This window comes from Nocardia seriolae NBRC 15557, assembly GCF_007990715.1.
Classification (GTDB): domain Bacteria; phylum Actinomycetota; class Actinomycetes; order Mycobacteriales; family Mycobacteriaceae; genus Nocardia; species Nocardia seriolae.
This window is the reverse complement of sequence record NZ_BJWY01000079.1, coordinates 18,977-35,158: the sequence shown is the minus strand read 5'-3', so window position 1 is coordinate 35,158 and position 16,182 is coordinate 18,977. Positions and strand designations below refer to the sequence as shown.

The window sequence follows — 16,182 nt, the reverse complement described above, 5'->3', positions numbered from 1 at the left end:
CGACACTAGCGTCTTCCTCACTCGCAGTTTCCATTCCGAGGAAGAAGCAGGATATGAAGCACACCCCGCGTTCGCTCGTCACAGCCGCATTCGCCGGCGCCACCGCGGCGCTCACGATCGGACTGAATTCCCCGGCGGCCGTGGCGGATCCGCCGGACGGCTCGCATTCCTCCGATACCGCCGGATACGGCCCGGAGCTGACCGACGAGACCGCCGCCATCGCCTACGGGCTGGCGAATCCCGATGCCGCGCCGCAGGGCACCGACGACTGGTCCTGCAAACCCGATGCGGCCCATCCCCGTCCGGTCGTGCTCGTGCACGGCACCTGGGCCAGCGCCTACAGCGCGTACGCGTACATGGGCCCGGAGCTGGCCAAGCAGGGGTACTGCGTCTTCACCTTCAACTACGGCCGCGCGAACGCCCCGGGCGCGGGCCTGGTGCAGCCCACCATCGGGGCCACCGGCCACATCGAGGAATCCGGTGCGCAACTGGGCGGCTTCGTCGACCGGGTGCTCGCGGCCACCGGCGCGGCACAGGTGGATACCGTCGGGCATTCCCAGGGCGGCGTGGTGATCCGCCAATATCTGAAATTCGACGGCGGTGCCGACGCGAGTAATCCGGGTAACAACAAAGTCGCCCATGTGATCACGTTCGGCGCCACCAATCACGGCACCATATTGAGCGGATTGGGAAATCTGCTAGGCGTTTTCAAGGGAGCGCTCGGAATCGATGTCGGCGCCCCGACCGAAACCCTCATCGGCCACGCGGGAATTCAGCAATTACAGGGTTCACCCGTGCTCACCCGCCTCAACGACGGCGGTGACACCCTGCCCGGAATCGATTACACGATCGTCGCCGACCAATACGACGAGGTGTCCACCCCGTATTCGGCCACCTATCTCACCGCGGGCCCGGGCGCGACGGTCCACAATGTCCTGCTCCAGGACGGCTGCGCGGCCGACACCTCCGACCACAACTCGATGCTGTTCTCCCCGCGCGCGGTCTCGCTGGCCCTGCACGCCCTGAACCCGGCCGCCGGTCTGGTCTGCGCCGCCAGTCCCTGGCTGCTCTGAGGTTCACTCCGGTCATCGTAGAGCGTTCCATCAACCCTCGCCCGCGGCCTGGGCGCGCCAGCGCTGCGGGGTGGTGCCGTAGGCGGCGTGGAAGCGGCGGGTGAGCGGAGGTCAGCAGGGTGACGCGGGCGCGATAGCGGTAGGGCGCGACGGTGACCCCGTGCGACACCAGATCCGCCGCGTCGGGGGCCTCGCACGGGGTGAAGCGCGGCCCGGTGGGCACGCGCGGGGTGAGCCGGTCCACCCGGTAGGTGCGCCGATCCTCGCGATCCACATCCCAGCCGGTCAGGTACCAGCGCCGCCCGGTGTGCACCAGACGATGGGGTTCGGTTGTGCGGCGGGAGGTTTCGCCGTCGTGGGTGCGGTAGTCGAAACGCAGCCGGTGGTGGTCGCGAATGGCCGCGGCGAGGGCGGTGAGGGTGTCGGGATCCACGCGCGGGCCGCCGGCGGGCACGGTGACCGTGGCCTCCTGCAGCGCGGTCATCCGATGGCGCAGCCGCGACGGCAGCACCTGTTCGACTTTGGTCAGCGCCCGCAGCGAACTCTCCTCGATGCCGGCGATGGTGCCACCGGCCGCGGTCCGCAACCCCATGGCCACGGCAATGGCCTCCTCGTCGTCGAGCAGCAGCGGCGGCAGGTTCGCGCCCGCGCCCAGCCGATATCCGGCCGCACCGGCGACGGCGTGCACGGGATAGCCGAGGGTGCGCAGCTTTTCGATATCCCGGCGCACGGTGCGCACGTCCACCTCGAGTTGCGCGGCCAGTTCCGCGCCGCTCCACTCGCGCGGGGTCTGCAACAGCGACAGCAGGCGCAGCAGTCTGGCCGAGGATTCCAGCATTTCCCGATTCTGCCCCACCGCTAGGGCGGAAGCTGTCCTAGCTCGCTCCTAGCGTGTTCTCCATAAGCGATGAGATCACTCCCTTCCGCATCGATATTCCGCAAGAACAGCTCGATGACCTGCGGGACCGGCTCGCGGCCGCGCGGCTGCCCGCACCGCTGCCCGGCGACGACTGGGACACCGGCGTCCCGGTGCACTGGCTGCGCGAACTGGTCGAGTACTGGCACACCGGCTACGACTGGCGGGCCGCCGAGGCCGAACTCAACCGCTACCCGCAGTTCGTCACCGCGATCGAGGGGCAGCGCATCACTTCCTGCACGTCCGCTCGGCCGCGCCGGACGCGGTCCCGCTGCTGCTGACCCACGGCTGGCCCGGCTCGATCGCCGAATTCCTCGACGTCATCGGCCCGCTGACCGATCCGGGCGCGCACGGCGGCGATCCGGCCGACGCCTTCCACGTGATCATCCCCGCCCTGCCCGGGTTCGGGTTCTCCGGGCCGGTGCACGACACCGGCTGGACCCGGGCCCGCATCGGACGGGTCTGGGCCGAACTCATGAACCGCCTCGGTCACCGGCGCTACGGCGTGCAGGGCGCTGGGTGGACGTGGATCGCGGCGGGCACTTCGCGGCGCTCGAAGAACCCGAACTGCTGGTCGGCGATATCCGGGAGTTCTTCCGCGCCTTGCGCTGAGCTCGGCCTTCAGGGCAGCAGGGGCCCGACCTGCTCGGCGACGAAACGGACGAATCCGACCGGGTCCGGTTCGTCGCCGGTGGGTTGCAGGACCACGCTGGTCGCACCGGCCTCGGTCCACCGGATCACCGTGTCGGCGATGGCCCGGGCGTCACCGGCCACGCCGAGGTCGGGGATGGCGTCGCGCTCCTTGGCCCGCAGCTCGGCCGCCACCCGGTCCGCGGCGCCGGGGCCGGTGGCGGCGAGCAGGTACACGACGATCGGATAGGGCTGTGCCGCAAGCGATTCGGAGCGTGCGGCGGCCACGATATCGGCGGCGGCGCGAATCCGCTCAGCCGAGGCGGAGTTGTCGAGGACCATTCCGTCGGCGGACTCGCCGACCAGCCGCATGGTCTTCGGCCCCTTCGCGGCGGCCAGGATCGGCGGAGCGGTGGTCGGTGGCCAGTCCAGGGCGACGTCGTCGAGCTGAACATAGCTGCCCTTCACCGTGATTCGCTGCCCGTCGAGCAATCCGCGCAACGCGTCGAGGTATTCGCGCAGCAGCGTCACCGGTGAGGCGGCCCGCGCGCCCACCTGCTCCATCCACTCCTGGACGCCGTGGCCCACGCCCCAGATCCCGCGACCGGGGAACATCCGTTCCAGGGTGGCGATCTCCATCGCCGTGACGGCCACGTTCCGCAGCGGCACCGGCAGCACCCCGACGCCGATCCGCACTCGCTCGCTCCACGCCAAAGCGGCTGCGGCGGTGGAGATTCCACCTTCGAGGAAGCAGTCCTCCCACAGCCACAGTTCGTCGAGCCCGGTCTCGTCGGCCGCGCGCACCACGTCCCGCAGTCGCTCCGGTGGATTCTGCGGCCGGAACACCGCACCCAGCGTCGTCATGTCTCATGCCTACCACGGGCGGGTGACGGACAGCCGAAAAAGCTGTGGCCCGGCCGCATTCGCGAGACCGGGCCACACGGGGGTTCGGATCAGCCGAAGTGGCAGACGTAGTGGACGGGCTCGATGACCTCGATCACGAAGCTGGAGTCGCCCGGCACCGAGAAGGACTCGCCGCCCTTGTAGGCGGTGGCCTCGGTCTCACCGGCCAGGGTGACGTTGCAGGAGCCCTCGAGCAGCTCCATGATCTCCGGCGCGCCCGTGTTGAAGGTCAGGGTGGCGGGGAGGATGACACCGACGGACTTGCTGGTGCCATCGGCCAGCTCGATGCTGTGGCTGACGCACTTGCCATCGAAGTAGACGTTGGCGCGCTTGGTGACGGTGACATTCTCGAACTTCATGCGGCGATCGTACCCGCGACCTCCGGGCAACCCGGCGGGGTGGTCGGTTCAGCGCACCGGCGGCGGGACGCCGTCGGGCATGGCGTCCAGGGCCGCGGCGGCCAGCATCCGGCCCTGTTCGATGATGGGCCCGGCGCGATGGAAATCCATGGTGCCGCAGATGTTCTGGGGCACCGAGATCACCAGGTCCGGCGGGTGGGCGGCCAGGTGCTGGCGGGTGATGGCGGCGAGCATGATGTCGATGGCCCGCTGCGCCACATCGGTGGCCCGGACGCTGCTGAGCGGCGGCGGCGGGTCGTCGGGAGTCTCGGCCGGGGCGCGCCCCAGTCGCTGGGCCGAGGCCCGCCACCACTGGGTGAACCAGTTCGTACGCGGCTGGGCGCGGTCGTAGGCCGGATCGGGCGCACCCGAGAGATCCACGCCGATGGTGAGATCCGCGGCCCCCAGCGCCATGGTCGCCACCACGGGCAACGGGTCGAGGACGCCGCCGTCCACCAGCACGTGACCGTCGTGCAGGACCGGCGTGATGAATCCCGGGATGGAGATCGAGGCGCGGATGGCGGCATCGAGCTCACCGGTCCGGAACCAGATCGACCGGCCCGTGGTGAGATCGGTGGCCACCGCGACATAGGGAATCGCGAGATCCTCGATACGCAGTTCCCCGAGCATCTCGCGAATGCGGTCCAGGACCCGCCCGGCCCGGATGACGCCCGGCTCGCTGAACGCCGGATCCAGCAGCCGCGCCACCTCGAACTGCCCGAGAGCGGTTGCCCAGGAGGTGAATTCATCCAACCGCCCGGCCGCGAACAGCCCGCCGACCAGCGCCCCCATCGAGGATCCGGCCACCCCGACGATCTCGTAGCCGCGCGCCTGGAGTTCGGCGATCACCCCGATGTGCGCGTAGCCGCGCGCACCGCCGCTGCCCAGGGCAAGTTTGACCCGCTTGCCTTCGGTGCCCACGCGTCGACCCTACGACTGTCGGCGAATGACGGGCAATGTGACGCGCGCGGTGTGCGCGGGACCGTCGGACCGGCCGATCCAGCGATTATGGTTTCCTGCCATGGCTGCTGGAACCGCCCGGGTCGAGGCCGTCAGCGAATTCGCGCCGCTGCGGACGGTGGTGGTCTCGCGGTGCGAGTTCCGCGCACCCGCCGACGCCGCGATGGTGGGCCCCGAGATCCCGGTGGAACCGGCCGCGGCCGAATTACTGGATGCGGTGTGGGGCAAGGACTTCGGCGCGGTCTACCCCGACCGGCAGAGACGCTGGGAGGCCGAGCGCGAGGAGCTCGCGGCCGTGCTGCGGCGGCACGGGGTCGAAGTGCTGCGGCCGCGGCTGTTCACCCCGGCCGAGAAGGCCGCCGCGGGGGCGGCCGGGTACGCCAACTTCTTCGTCCGCGATCCGTGGTTCACCGTCGGCGAGCACGTCGTCGAGGGCGTGCTGCAATTCCCGCATCGCCGCCTCGAGGTGCTGCCGAGCCGCGATCTGCTGATCGAACGGGTCATACCTTCGGACGCGCACTATGTTTCGCTGCCCACCCCCGGCATCGGGCGGCCCGGGCCGGGGCCCTTCCTCGAGGGCGGTGATGTGCTGGTGCTCGACAAGGAGGTCTTCGTCGGTATCTCCGGCATGGCCACCAATGCCCTCGGCATCGCCTGGCTGTCGAAATATCTTCGCCCGCACGGGTTCACCGTCATCCCGGTCCGCCTCCGCCGCCACGTCCTGCACCTGGACTGCGCCCTGAGCCTGGTTCGTGAGGGCCTGCTCATCGCCTGCCCGGCCCGCCTGCCCGACGGTCTCCCCCACCGCCTGCGCGACTGGGACCGCATCGAGGTCACCGAGGACGAGGCCGCCGCCATGGCCACCAACGGCCTGCCCATCAACCCCGAAACCTACGTCACCGACCCGGAATTCGAACACGTCGGCGCGAAACTCGAAACCCACGGCATCACCGTCGAATACATCGACTTCGCGGTCACCCGCATCTTCGGCGGCGCCTTCCGCTGCTCCACCCAGCCTCTGTTGCGCGCCGACTGACGGTCGTCGCGACATCCAGGAGACCCGCCAGCCGAACGGTCGTTCGGCTGGCCGCACCTCGCGGAAAAGCAGGCCGCCTATGCGGCGGAGGTCACGCGGTAGACGTCGTAGACGCCTTCCACGTTGCGGACCACGTTGAGCAGGTGGCCCAGGTGTTTCGGGTCGCCCATCTCGAAGGTGAACTTGGAGATGGCGACTCGGTCGCCGGAGGTGGTGACGGCGGCGGAGAGGATGTTGACCTTTTCGTCGGCGAGGACCTTGGTGACGTCGGAGAGCAGGCGGGTGCGGTCGAGGGCCTCGATCTGGATGGCGACCAGGAAGACCGAGGAAGGTGAGGGCGCCCACTTGACCTCGATGATGCGTTCGGGTTCCGAGCGCAGGGAGTCGGCGTTGGTGCAGTCGGTGCGGTGCACGCTGACCGCGCCGCCGCGGGTCACGAAGCCCATGATCTCGTCGCCGGGCACCGGGGTGCAGCACTTGGCCAGCTTGGAGACCGTGCCGGGCGCGCCCGGAATCTCCACGCCCGCATCGCCGGTGGTGCGCTGGCGTGACGGGACGGTGGACGGGGTGGACCGCTCTGCCAGTTCGTTCTCGACATCGCTGACGCCGCCGAGCTGGGCCATGAGCCGCTGCACCACGTGGTGCGCGGAGACCTGGTTCTCGCCGACGGCCGCGTAGAGCGCGGAGATGTGGGTGTAGTGCAGTTCGTGGGCCAGCGCGCTCATGGCGTCCACGCTCATCAGGCGCTGCAACGGCAGGCCCGAACGCCGGACCTCCTTGCTGATGGCGTCCTTGCCGGCCTCGTGTGCCTCTTCGCGGCGTTCCTTGGCGAACCACTGCCGGATCTTGGCCTTGGCGCGCGGGGACACCACGAAGTTGGACCAGTCGCGCGAGGGTCCGGCGTTCTGGGCCTTGGAGGTGAAGATCTCGACGACCTCACCGTTCTCCAGCTGCCGTTCCAGCGCGACGAGGCGCCCGTTGACGCGCGCGCCGATGCAGCGGTGCCCGACCTCGGTGTGCACGGCGTAGGCGAAGTCCACGGGGGTGGACTTCTGCGGCAGCGTGATCACATCGCCCTTGGGCGTGAACACGAAGATCTCCGGCGACTTGAGGTCGAAGCGCAGCGACTCCAGGAACTCCGCCGGGTCGGCGGCCTCCCGCTGCCAGTCGAGCAGCTGGCGCATCCACGCCATGTCGTCGACTTCGTTGTTGTCGTTGGAGTGTTTGCCCTTGGTCTCCTTGTACCGCCAGTGCGCGGCGATGCCGAACTCGGCGGTCCGGTGCATGTCCTGGGTGCGGATCTGCACTTCCAGAGGCTTGCCGTCGGGTCCGACCACGGTGGTGTGCAAAGACTGGTAGACGCCGTAGCGCGGCTGGGCGATGTAGTCCTTGAACCGCCCGGCCATGGGCTGCCACAGCGAGTGCACGACACCGACCGCGGCGTAACAGTCGCGCACTTCGTCGCAGAGGATGCGGATGCCGACCAGGTCGTGGATGTCGTCGAAGTCCTTACCCTTGACGATCATCTTCTGATAGATTGACCAGTAGTGCTTCGGACGGCCTTCCACGACCGCGTTGATCCGGCTGGCGGCCAGGGTGTTCACGATCTCGGCGCGCACCTTGGCCAGGTAGGTGTCGCGCGAGGGCGCGCGGTCGGCGACCAGTCGCACGATCTCGTCGTATTTCTTGGGGTGCAGGATCGCGAACGCGAGGTCCTCGAGCTCCCACTTGACGGTGGCCATACCGAGGCGGTGTGCCAGCGGCGCGATCACTTCGAGGGTTTCGCGCGCCTTCTTGGCCTGCTTCTCCGGCGGCAGGAAGCGCATGGTGCGCATGTTGTGCAGCCGGTCGGCGACCTTGATCACCAGCACGCGGGGGTCGCGGGCCATGGCGATGATCATCTTGCGGATGGTCTCGGCCTCGGCGGCCGCGCCCAGGTTGACCTTGTCCAGCTTGGTGACGCCGTCCACCAGGTGGGCGACCTCGGTGCCGAATTCGGCGGTCAGCTCGTCGAGCGAGTACCCGGTGTCCTCGACGGTGTCGTGCAGCAGCGCGGCCACCAGCGTGGTGGTGTCCATGCCCAGCTCGGCCAGGATGTTGGCGACGGCCAGCGGGTGGGTGATGTACGGGTCGCCGGACTTGCGGAACTGGTGCTGGTGCTTCTCGTCGGCGACGTCGAAAGCCCGTTGCAGCAGAGCCAGATTCGCCTTCGGGTACAGCTCGCGGTGCACGGTGGCCAGCGGCTCGAGCACCGGTTTGACGGCGGCGATGCCGCGCTGCCCGGTCATGCGCCGCGCCAGGCGCGCGCGGACGCGGCGGGAGGCGGAGGTGGGGACGGCGGTGCTATTGCGAGCGGCGGCAGCGGACTGGCCATTGGCCGATGGGGTGGCGGACCCGCCCTCGGACGATTGCCCCGAGTTCGCCTGCTCCATTTGCTGTGTCATGCCACCTCCGCTCGCGGCCTCGATCGGAAAACCATATCGGACCGTTCAACCACCCAGATCATCCACTTTAGTCCTGGATTCCGATCCCGACCGGGACGGCCGCGGCCGCCGGTGGGAACGGTCCCGGAGAGGTGAACTGTACCCGGTCAGCTCACTGTTCACCGGGAGACTCCACCAGCCCGCCGGCGGTCAGTTCCAGCCGCCTTGTCACCCCGATTCCGGCGAGGAAGCGCGGGTCGTGACTCACCACCATCAGCGCGCCCTCGAAGCCGGCGAGGGCCTCGGTGAGATGGGCGAGGCTCGGCAGGTCGAGGTTGTTGGTCGGCTCGTCGAGCAGCAGCAGCTTCGGTGCGGGCTCGGCCAGCAGCAGCATGGCCAGGGCCGCTCGCAGGCGCTCGCCGCCGGAGAGGGCGGCGGCCGGGACGTCGGCGTCGCCGCCCCGGAACAGGAAGCGGGCCAGCTGGGCGCGGATCCGTTCGGGTGCGGCGTGCGGCGCGGTTGCCGCCACGTTCTCGAAGACCGAGCGGGACTCGTCGAAGACGTCCAGGCGCTGCGGCAGCATGCGCCAGGCCACCTTCGGCCCGGACTCCCGGATCCGGTGCAGCAGCGTGGTTTTGCCGATGCCGTTGCGGCCGGTGAGCGCGATGCGTTCGGGGCCGGTGATCTTCAGCGTCACCGTCGGCCCGCACGCCAGCCGGACTTCGTTCAGCTCGAGCACGTCCTGCCCCGGATACAACCGGGTGCCGGGCAGGTCGACCCGGATCTCACGGTCGTCGCGCACCCGCTCCTGCATATCGCTGAGATGATCCCTGGCCTCCTCGACCTTGCCGATGTGGTTGTTGCGCAGCTTGCCCGCCGACACCTGCGCCTGGCGTCTGCGTTCGGCCATGACGATCTTGGGTTCGCGTTTCTGATCCCACATCTTCTGCCCGTAGCGCAGCCGCCGATCCAGCTTGATGCGTGCCTCGACCAGCTCGCGCGACTGCTTGCGGACATCGCTGCGGGCCTCGCGCACGGCCGCGCGGACGGCCTGCTGCTCGGCCTCGACGATCCGCTCGTACTCGGTGAAATTGCCACCGAAGCACCGGATCTCGCCCTGACGCAGTTCGGCGATGGCGTCCACGCGGTCCAGGAGTTCCCGGTCGTGGCTGACGGTCAGCACGGTCCCGGGGAACTGACCGACGACCTCGTAGAGACGCCCGCGCGCCACCTGATCGAGATTGTTCGTCGGTTCGTCCAGCAGCAGCACGTCGGGTTCGCGCAGCAGCTCGGCGACCAGGCCCAGCAGCACCGTCTCACCCCCGGACAGAGTGTCCAGGCGGCGATCCAGCTGCGTGACATCGCCCGCGACGTAATGCAATCCGAGCCGCCCGAGCAGCGCCACCGCACGTTCCTCGATATCCCAGGCGCTGCCCACGGTATCGAAATCGGCCTCGTCCCCCGTCCCGGATTCGATGCGGTGCAACGCCTTTCGAATCCCGGCCAGCCCGAGCACCGCATCGACCCGCTGCCCGGCGGCCAGCCCGAGATCCTGCCGCAGATACCCGAACCGCCCCGGCACGGACACCGAACCGCGCACAGCGCGCAGCTCACCGGTAACCAGCCGGAACAGGGTCGATTTCCCCACGCCATTGCTCCCGACCAGACCGATGTGACCGGGCCCGAATTGGGCGTCGAGACCGTCGAAGACTTCGGTGCCGTCGGGCCACACGAAGGTGAGATCGGAAATGGAAATAACAGGCATAGACATGCGGGCCTCCCGGAGCTGAGCGAATGCGGCGCGCGACTGCGGGCCACTCGGCGATCAACTCAGAAGAGCAACGGCATGTCTCCGATCGGACGGGAATGGAACTCGGCAACGGTAACGGGCATCAACGGGGCAGCGCAACAACATATTCGGTGAGCCGGGTCTCAGCGCGCCGTCGCGGCGGTGATCCGCAGATATCCCAGCGCCACCACCGCCAGCGCCGCAGCCAGGCCGAACGCGGCCGCGGCACCGTGGCCGATGGTGACGCCGCCGAGCAGTGTTCCGGCTCCGATGCCGAAGTAGATGCAGGAGGCGTTGAGGGCCACGACCAGGCCCGATTCGTGCGGGGCGGCGGCGATGAGGCGATGTTGCTGCGCGGGGGTCTGGCACCAGCTGGCCGCGCCCCAGGCGATGGCGGGCAGGGAGACCAGCAGGGGCAGCCGCGCAGCGGTGGCGGCCAGCACACCCAGCACACCCAGTGCGAGGGCCATCGTCACGTATCCGGTGGTCAGCACCCTGGTTGCGCCCCAGCGGTCGGTGGCGTAGCCCGAGGACAGGTTTCCCGCGACCGCGCCTGCGCCGTAGAGCATCAGCACCCACGCGGTCGAGGTCGCACCGATTCCCATTGCCCCCAGGGCGGGGACGGCGTAGGCGTAGACCGTGTAGGCCGCGGCCATGCCGAGCACGGTCAGCGGCAGTACCGCCGCGACCGAGCGGTTGCGCAGCACTGCGAGCCGAGTGCCCAGCGGCACATAGGGATTCCCGGGCAGTGGGGGCACCCATGCCGCGACGCCGGACGCCGCCATCAGACACACCAGCGCCACGCCGAGGAGCGCCGATCGCCAGCCCAGCCACTGGCCGAGCAGGTCGCCGAGCGGCACGCCGAGTGCGGTCGCGATGGTCAGTCCGCCGATCACCACGGCGAGCGCGCGGGCTCGCGCCTCCGGTCGCACCAGGGCCGAGGCGACCGCGCCCGCGTTCGGTGTGAACGCCGCTGCCCCGAGCGCAGCCAGGACGCGGGTGGCCAGCAGCGCCCAGAAGGTCGGCGCCAGTGCGGATCCCAGATTTCCCAGCGCCAGGACCAGCAGCGCCGACACCAGCAGGGTGCGCCGGGGCAGCCGCGCGGTGAACGTGGCCAGCACCGGCGACCCGAGGGCGTAGGCCGCGGCGAACACCGTCACCGCCAGCCCGGCGGTCGCGGTCGAAACCCGCAGGGAATCCGCCAGATCCGGCAGGAACCCGGCCAGGATGAACGAGTCGGTGCCGACGGCGAAGGTGCCCAGCGCCAGAATCAGCGTGCGTCGCAATCCGTTCGGCTCCGATGCCGCCCGCGGCACGGCTGCGGCCCGGTCCTCGCTCGCTGCGGCGTTCGGGGGCGCGCCTGCGCCCCGGGTCGGTGCCGGGGCCGCTGTGGCCGCAAGCGTGGACGACTCTTCGCTAACCGGGATATTAGTCATCCCGAATCTCCTTCCAGAAAAACCCGGCGCGGGGCCGGGTTGGTCAACGCGGGCGGAAAGTCTTCAGCCGGTGAGGCTTTCGTAGAAGCGGCGGGCGCGGGCCTTGGAGGCGGCGGGGGTTTCGGCCAGCAGGTCGGCGACGGTCTGGCTCGCCAGTTCGCGTCGCCAGGCCAGCTCGGCGCGGCCCATGGCCTTGGCGATGCCGCAGGGTTTGGTGAAGTCGGCGGCGGTCGCGGTCGCGCCCGCGCCGCGGCGGCGGATCTCGGTGCAGCGGAACGCCTCCGTGCGGCCCTCGACGGCGGCGACCACGTCCATGAGAGTGACGCGTTCGGGTGCGCGGGCCAGGCGGTATCCCCCGCGCGACCCCGGCGTGGATTCGAGAATGCCCTCGCGCACCAGCGGTTGCAGGCGCTTCTTCAGGTACTCGGGCGGCAGTTCGTACATCAGGGCCAGCCGCGCGGTGGCGATGGGCGCGTGGTCGTCGAGCCAGGCCAGGGTCAAGCAGCAGTGCAGTCCCCACTCGACGCCCTCGCTCATCAACATGAATAGGGATAGTACATGTCCCGAATATATCCGCCAATCGAGATATGAGCGCCGACCACCGTAGGAGAGCCCACAGCAACACGACGGCCAGCACCGAGTCGCACGAGGCGGACCGCACCGCGCGACTCGGTGCCCAGCACAGCTCGGTGCCCGCGGCTCAGCGGCCGATGCGGCGGGCCTTCATGCCGTTGGACAGCGGGACCTCGGCGACCTTGCCGCCCGATTCGGCGTGCAGCATGCGGCCGCTGCCGGTGTAGACGCCGACGTCGGAGGGGCCGCGCGGGCCGAAGGCTCCGAAGACCAGGTCACCGGGCTTGGCATTGATCAGCTGGATCTCCACGCCCTGTTCCCACTGCTGTTCGGCGGTGCGCGGCAGGGTGACGGTGCTGCCGCTGGCGGCGAAGACCGCGGCGGCGGTGAAGCCCGCCTGGTCGAATCCGCCGTCGGTCGGTCCGCCGGGTCCGCCGCCGCCGAAAACGTAAGGCGTGCCGAGCCATTGCTGTCCGGCGGCCACGATCTGCGGGCCCAGGTCCGCGCGGTCGTCGGCCTGGAAGCGCCCGTCGCTGCCGAGGCTGCGGAAGCCGGGTTCGGCGGCCAGGATGCGCTGCACGTACGGCCGCGTCTCGGTGAAGTGGCGGGCGATCTGGTTGGGCATGCCGCCCGAGGCCAGCACGGCGCCCTCACCGGCGTTGTAGGCGGCGATGGTGAGGGCGGTCAGGTCGCCGGAGACCTTGCCCTCGCTCATCCAGCCCTCGATGGTCTTGGCGATCGAGCACATGTAGCGGCCCTGGCCGATGATGCCGTCGGCGGGTTCGAGCGCGCTGGCCACGCCGTCGCCGTCGGCGTCGATGATGTAGGGCTGTCCGTCGGGGGCCAGCGCCTTGGCGGTGCCGGGCATGAACTGGGCGATGCCCTGCGCGCCGTCCGGGGAGACGGCGTCGGCGCGGAAGCCGGATTCGGCCTGCGCCTGGGCGGCCAGCAGCGAGGCGCTGATCTCCGGGCACAGCGACCCGGCGCGGCGGTACCAGATCTCGAGCTCGGCCGGGACCCTGCCGGAGGCGAGATTGCCGCCCGCGGTGCCGAATCCGTTCTCGCAGTAGGGCATGCTGGGCACGGGAATCGAGCCGCCCGCCAGCCACGGCATCGGGTCGACCTGGTGCCCGCCGATCAGCCGCCCGCCCGGTACCAGTTCGAAATGCAGGTGCGGGCCCGAGGATTCGCCATTGCTGCCGACATCGGCGATGTGCTGGCCCATCTGCACGATATCGCCGGTGCGCACGAAGATGCCGTTGTCGTACATGTGCCCGTACACGGTGGAGTACCGGCGGCCGCTGCCGTCGAGGGAGTCGATGACGACCCAGTCGCCGAATCCGGAGGCCGCGCCCGAGGCCACCACCAGGCCGTCCGCGGCCGCGTAGATGGGCGTGCCGTTCGGGGCCGCCATGTCGATGCCCATGTGGGTGCCGCCGCGCGCGCCGAAGGTGTCGCTGACGGTGAATTGGCTTGGGGAGATCGGGTATTGGTGCCGCCCGGCCCCGATGATGCTGCCCGCCTCGTTCACCGTGCCCGGCGCGGCCGCCATGGAGGCGTTGGCGGGCGCGAGCACGGTGGAGGTGGGGGCGGCGTCCTTGATGGTGACCTGCACGCGGTCCAGGTGGTTGCGGGCCGCGTCGCCGCGATCGTCGAGGGGCTTCCAGTCGGTGCCGGCGACCGCGCCGGGAGTCCAGCTGCGCTGCTTCCAGATCAGGTAGTCGACGCGGAAGGCGGCCGCGTTCTCCTGCAGGAACGACACGATGGCGTCGCCCTTGCCGGAATCGGTGCCGACGATGAATTCCACGGCGCGCCCGGACTTCAGGTCCGGCGCGGCGGCGTCGTCGACCAGGCCGCGCATGTCCATCATCCCGAAGTGCGCGACCGTGCAGCGCAGCACCCGCAGCGCCCCGTCGCCCAGACCCGTCTCGACCGGTGATCCGGTGGTGGGGCAGTTGGGTTCGGTGCGGCTCGAGGTGGCGGTGGGCAGGCTGGGTGTGCCCGGGCCGCAAGAGGTCTCGGACGCGGGCAGAATGATGACGAGAACCAGGGTCATCAGCCCCAATATCAGGCCGACCGTCCCACCCACGAGGAGTTTGGGCTTCACGCCCTGCCGCTCCCGGCCGCCGCGCTGATCACCCGGACATCATGCCATGGCCGACACGCGGATTCACGGACCAGCACACGCCGAATCGAGGGGGCCCGGTCGTTTCAACCGGCACACAACGGGCATCCCTCCCCTATGCCGTACACAGCCCACAATGAAATCCACGCCGCGCGCATCATCAGCGGCGTCGGTGCGCTGTTCGCCCTCATCGAGGGCGTGTACATCCTGCTGCTGATCCTCAACGCGGATCAGTCCAACAAGTTCTTCACCTTCATCAAGGGGCTCGCCGAACCACTGGCACTGTTCTTCCCCGGGCTGTTCCACACCGGCAGCGTGGACTTCGACATCATTCTCAATTACGGCCTGGCGGCGGTCTTCTGGCTGATCGTGACCGGCTTCGCCGCCCGGGTCATCGCCCGGTAGCGCCGTGCCCGCTAGAGGTCGGCGGCGGCCAGGTCGAACGCGGTCAGAGCCGCGGCGAACAGCGGCGTGTGCTCGGAGCGGCCGGGGTCGTAGCCGGTCAGGGCGGCGACGCGGTTGAGGCGGTAGTTGAGCGTATTGCGGTGCACCACCAGGGACTCGGCGGCGGCGACGCGATTGTGGTCGTGGGCCAGATAGGCGCGCAGCGCGTCCATCAGGTGCTGGTGTTCGGCCAGGGGGGCGAGCAGCCCGAGCAGCCAGGTGCGGGCGGGGCCGGGGCGCGCGAACTGGTATTGCAGGGCGAGGTCCGACATGCGATACACACCGGTCGGCCGCCCCAATCCGAGGGCCAGCCGGGCGATCTCCCCCGCTTCCTCGGCGCGCGCGGGAATCTCGGAAACCGTTGCCGCGGTAGCCGTTCCGGCTATCACCCGGACACCGGCGGCGGATGCGATCCGGGCCACCGCGGCATCGAGGCGGGCAAGTGGTTCGCTCACCGGCACCAGCACCCAGCCCCCGGCCCGATCCAGCACGGTCAGCGCCAGCGGCGAGAGCGCGTCGATCTCACCGTGGATCACCCGCATGGCCGGGCGCGCCCCGTCCGCGGTCGCGACCGCGTCGGCGGTGCGCAGCGCCACCGCGTGGTAGCCGCCCAGCACGATCCCGAACCGCTCGGCCAGCAGCTCGGCGGGTTTGCCCTGCAACAGGGCCTGCGCCAGCGCGCGCTTGGCCTCGCGCTGCTCCCAGTGCAGATCCTGGCGCTCGTGCAGATACGACCCGGCGACCCCGGGGATCACGATGCCCAGATACCGCAGCAGCTGCGGCACCGTGGCCAGCAGGTCGTCGCGCTCGGCGCTCGTGTTCGCGTGCGCCGCCATGAAATTCCAGGCCGCGAGGGCACCCTGGTGGTACACCGACAGCACCGAGTCGAGCGGAATGCCCTCGCGCGCACGGCGTACCGCGACATCGATCATGCCGTCCAGGTCGGCGGGCCGCGGTTCGCGCCCCTCGGCGAGCAGGCGCACGAACAGTCGCAGATTGTCCTCGGCCCGATGGATGAGGTCCTGTTCGATCAGCTCGCGCGGCAGCTGTTCGTAATCGGGGACGCTGCGCACCACCGCGGCCGTCATCTCGCGGGCGGCCTCGGACAGGTGGGCCGTCAGGAAGTCCGAGACGGGGGCGGGTTCTTCGGGTGCGGTGCTCACCGGCACATTGTGACCGCGACCGAATCCGTTCGCACGGCAAATGAATCCAACTGGGCGAATAGCCGCCGGTGGATCCGGCCACCCTGTCATTCGAACAAATCCGATCGCGCAACCCTGAGTCCGCGCACAGAGACTGGGATGGCCTTCGCCTGAGACGGTTTAGCCCACACTGTCGTGGCTACGAAAGAGGACCGATGACCGGTCAAGGATGGGGACGGCTGCTCACCGCGGGAGCTGCCGCCGGAGTGCTGATAGCGGCACACACCACCGCCTACGCCGAACCTTCCAGGGATGTCGCCGTGGAACCGCCCCC

At 69.7% G+C, this 16,182-nt stretch carries 12 protein-coding genes and 2 pseudogenes; 4 read left to right on the top strand and 10 right to left on the bottom strand.

Features of this window, described 5'->3' with window-relative positions:
• Positions 1–53: 53 nt before the first annotated feature.
• Positions 54–677 (top strand): annotated as a pseudogene (locus NS2_RS37760) (esterase/lipase family protein); the annotation flags it as partial.
• A 223-nt stretch (positions 678–900) separates the two neighbouring features.
• Here the strand turns inward: NS2_RS37760 and NS2_RS22720 are convergent.
• The gene (locus NS2_RS22720; protein WP_228102751.1) at positions 901–1,911 is read right to left on the bottom strand and encodes a helix-turn-helix transcriptional regulator; all 1,011 of its coding nucleotides are present in this window, start codon (positions 1,909–1,911) and stop codon (positions 901–903) included.
• Positions 1,912–1,964: 53 nt separating this feature from the next.
• On the opposite strand from NS2_RS22720, the pseudogene NS2_RS37755 reads away from it, so the two are divergent.
• A pseudogene (locus NS2_RS37755) lies at positions 1,965–2,242 on the top strand (epoxide hydrolase N-terminal domain-containing protein); the annotation flags it as partial.
• A gap of 368 nt (positions 2,243–2,610) precedes the next feature.
• Here the strand turns inward: NS2_RS37755 and NS2_RS37750 are convergent.
• The 3 genes from NS2_RS37750 to NS2_RS22700 all read right to left on the bottom strand — a co-directional run bounded on the left by NS2_RS37750 (position 2,611) and on the right by NS2_RS22700 (position 4,841).
• A complete protein-coding gene (locus tag NS2_RS37750) occupies positions 2,611–3,483 on the bottom strand; it encodes an LLM class flavin-dependent oxidoreductase (protein WP_033089433.1) in 873 nt (290 codons plus the stop codon).
• 89 nt (positions 3,484–3,572) lie between these two features.
• The gene (ppnP, locus tag NS2_RS22705) at positions 3,573–3,881 is read right to left on the bottom strand and encodes a pyrimidine/purine nucleoside phosphorylase (RefSeq protein ID WP_033089432.1); all 309 of its coding nucleotides are present in this window, start codon (positions 3,879–3,881) and stop codon (positions 3,573–3,575) included.
• Between the two features lie 48 nt (positions 3,882–3,929).
• Entirely contained in the window at positions 3,930–4,841 is a 912-nt protein-coding gene (locus NS2_RS22700) for a patatin-like phospholipase family protein (RefSeq protein ID WP_033089431.1), read from the bottom strand.
• Between the two features lie 100 nt (positions 4,842–4,941).
• Here NS2_RS22700 and NS2_RS22695 point away from each other — a divergent pair, with 100 nt between their 5' ends.
• A complete protein-coding gene (locus NS2_RS22695) occupies positions 4,942–5,916 on the top strand; it encodes a dimethylarginine dimethylaminohydrolase family protein (RefSeq protein WP_033089430.1) in 975 nt (324 codons plus the stop codon).
• A gap of 77 nt (positions 5,917–5,993) precedes the next feature.
• Here the strand turns inward: NS2_RS22695 and NS2_RS22690 are convergent, their stop codons facing one another.
• The 5 genes from NS2_RS22690 to NS2_RS22670 all read right to left on the bottom strand — a co-directional run bounded on the left by NS2_RS22690 (position 5,994) and on the right by NS2_RS22670 (position 14,244).
• Entirely contained in the window at positions 5,994–8,360 is a 2,367-nt protein-coding gene (locus NS2_RS22690; protein WP_033089429.1) for a RelA/SpoT family protein, read from the bottom strand.
• Positions 8,361–8,511: 151 nt separating this feature from the next.
• Positions 8,512–10,110, bottom strand: a complete 1,599-nt coding sequence (locus NS2_RS22685; RefSeq protein ID WP_033089428.1) for an ABC-F family ATP-binding cassette domain-containing protein — start codon at positions 10,108–10,110, stop codon at positions 8,512–8,514.
• A gap of 161 nt (positions 10,111–10,271) precedes the next feature.
• Positions 10,272–11,414 carry an MFS transporter gene (locus NS2_RS22680; protein ID WP_230464928.1) on the bottom strand — a complete coding sequence of 381 codons (1,143 nt, stop codon included), beginning with the start codon at positions 11,412–11,414 and terminating at the stop codon, positions 10,272–10,274.
• Between the two features lie 213 nt (positions 11,415–11,627).
• The gene (locus tag NS2_RS22675) at positions 11,628–12,107 is read right to left on the bottom strand and encodes an RrF2 family transcriptional regulator (RefSeq protein ID WP_033089426.1); all 480 of its coding nucleotides are present in this window, start codon (positions 12,105–12,107) and stop codon (positions 11,628–11,630) included.
• A 157-nt stretch (positions 12,108–12,264) separates the two neighbouring features.
• Complete coding sequence (locus tag NS2_RS22670; RefSeq protein WP_052486720.1) at positions 12,265–14,244, bottom strand: peptidoglycan DD-metalloendopeptidase family protein; 1,980 nt, start codon at positions 14,242–14,244, stop codon at positions 12,265–12,267.
• Positions 14,245–14,379: 135 nt separating this feature from the next.
• On the opposite strand from NS2_RS22670, the gene NS2_RS22665 reads away from it, so the two are divergent.
• Positions 14,380–14,667: a hypothetical protein gene (locus NS2_RS22665; protein WP_045438561.1), complete on the top strand. Its 288-nt coding sequence runs from the start codon at positions 14,380–14,382 to the stop codon at positions 14,665–14,667.
• A gap of 11 nt (positions 14,668–14,678) precedes the next feature.
• Here NS2_RS22665 and NS2_RS22660 read toward each other — a convergent pair whose 3' ends face one another.
• Positions 14,679–15,869, bottom strand: coding sequence for a PucR family transcriptional regulator (locus NS2_RS22660; protein ID WP_158544064.1), 1,191 nt, complete (start codon positions 15,867–15,869; stop codon positions 14,679–14,681).
• Positions 15,870–16,182 lie beyond the last annotated feature (313 nt).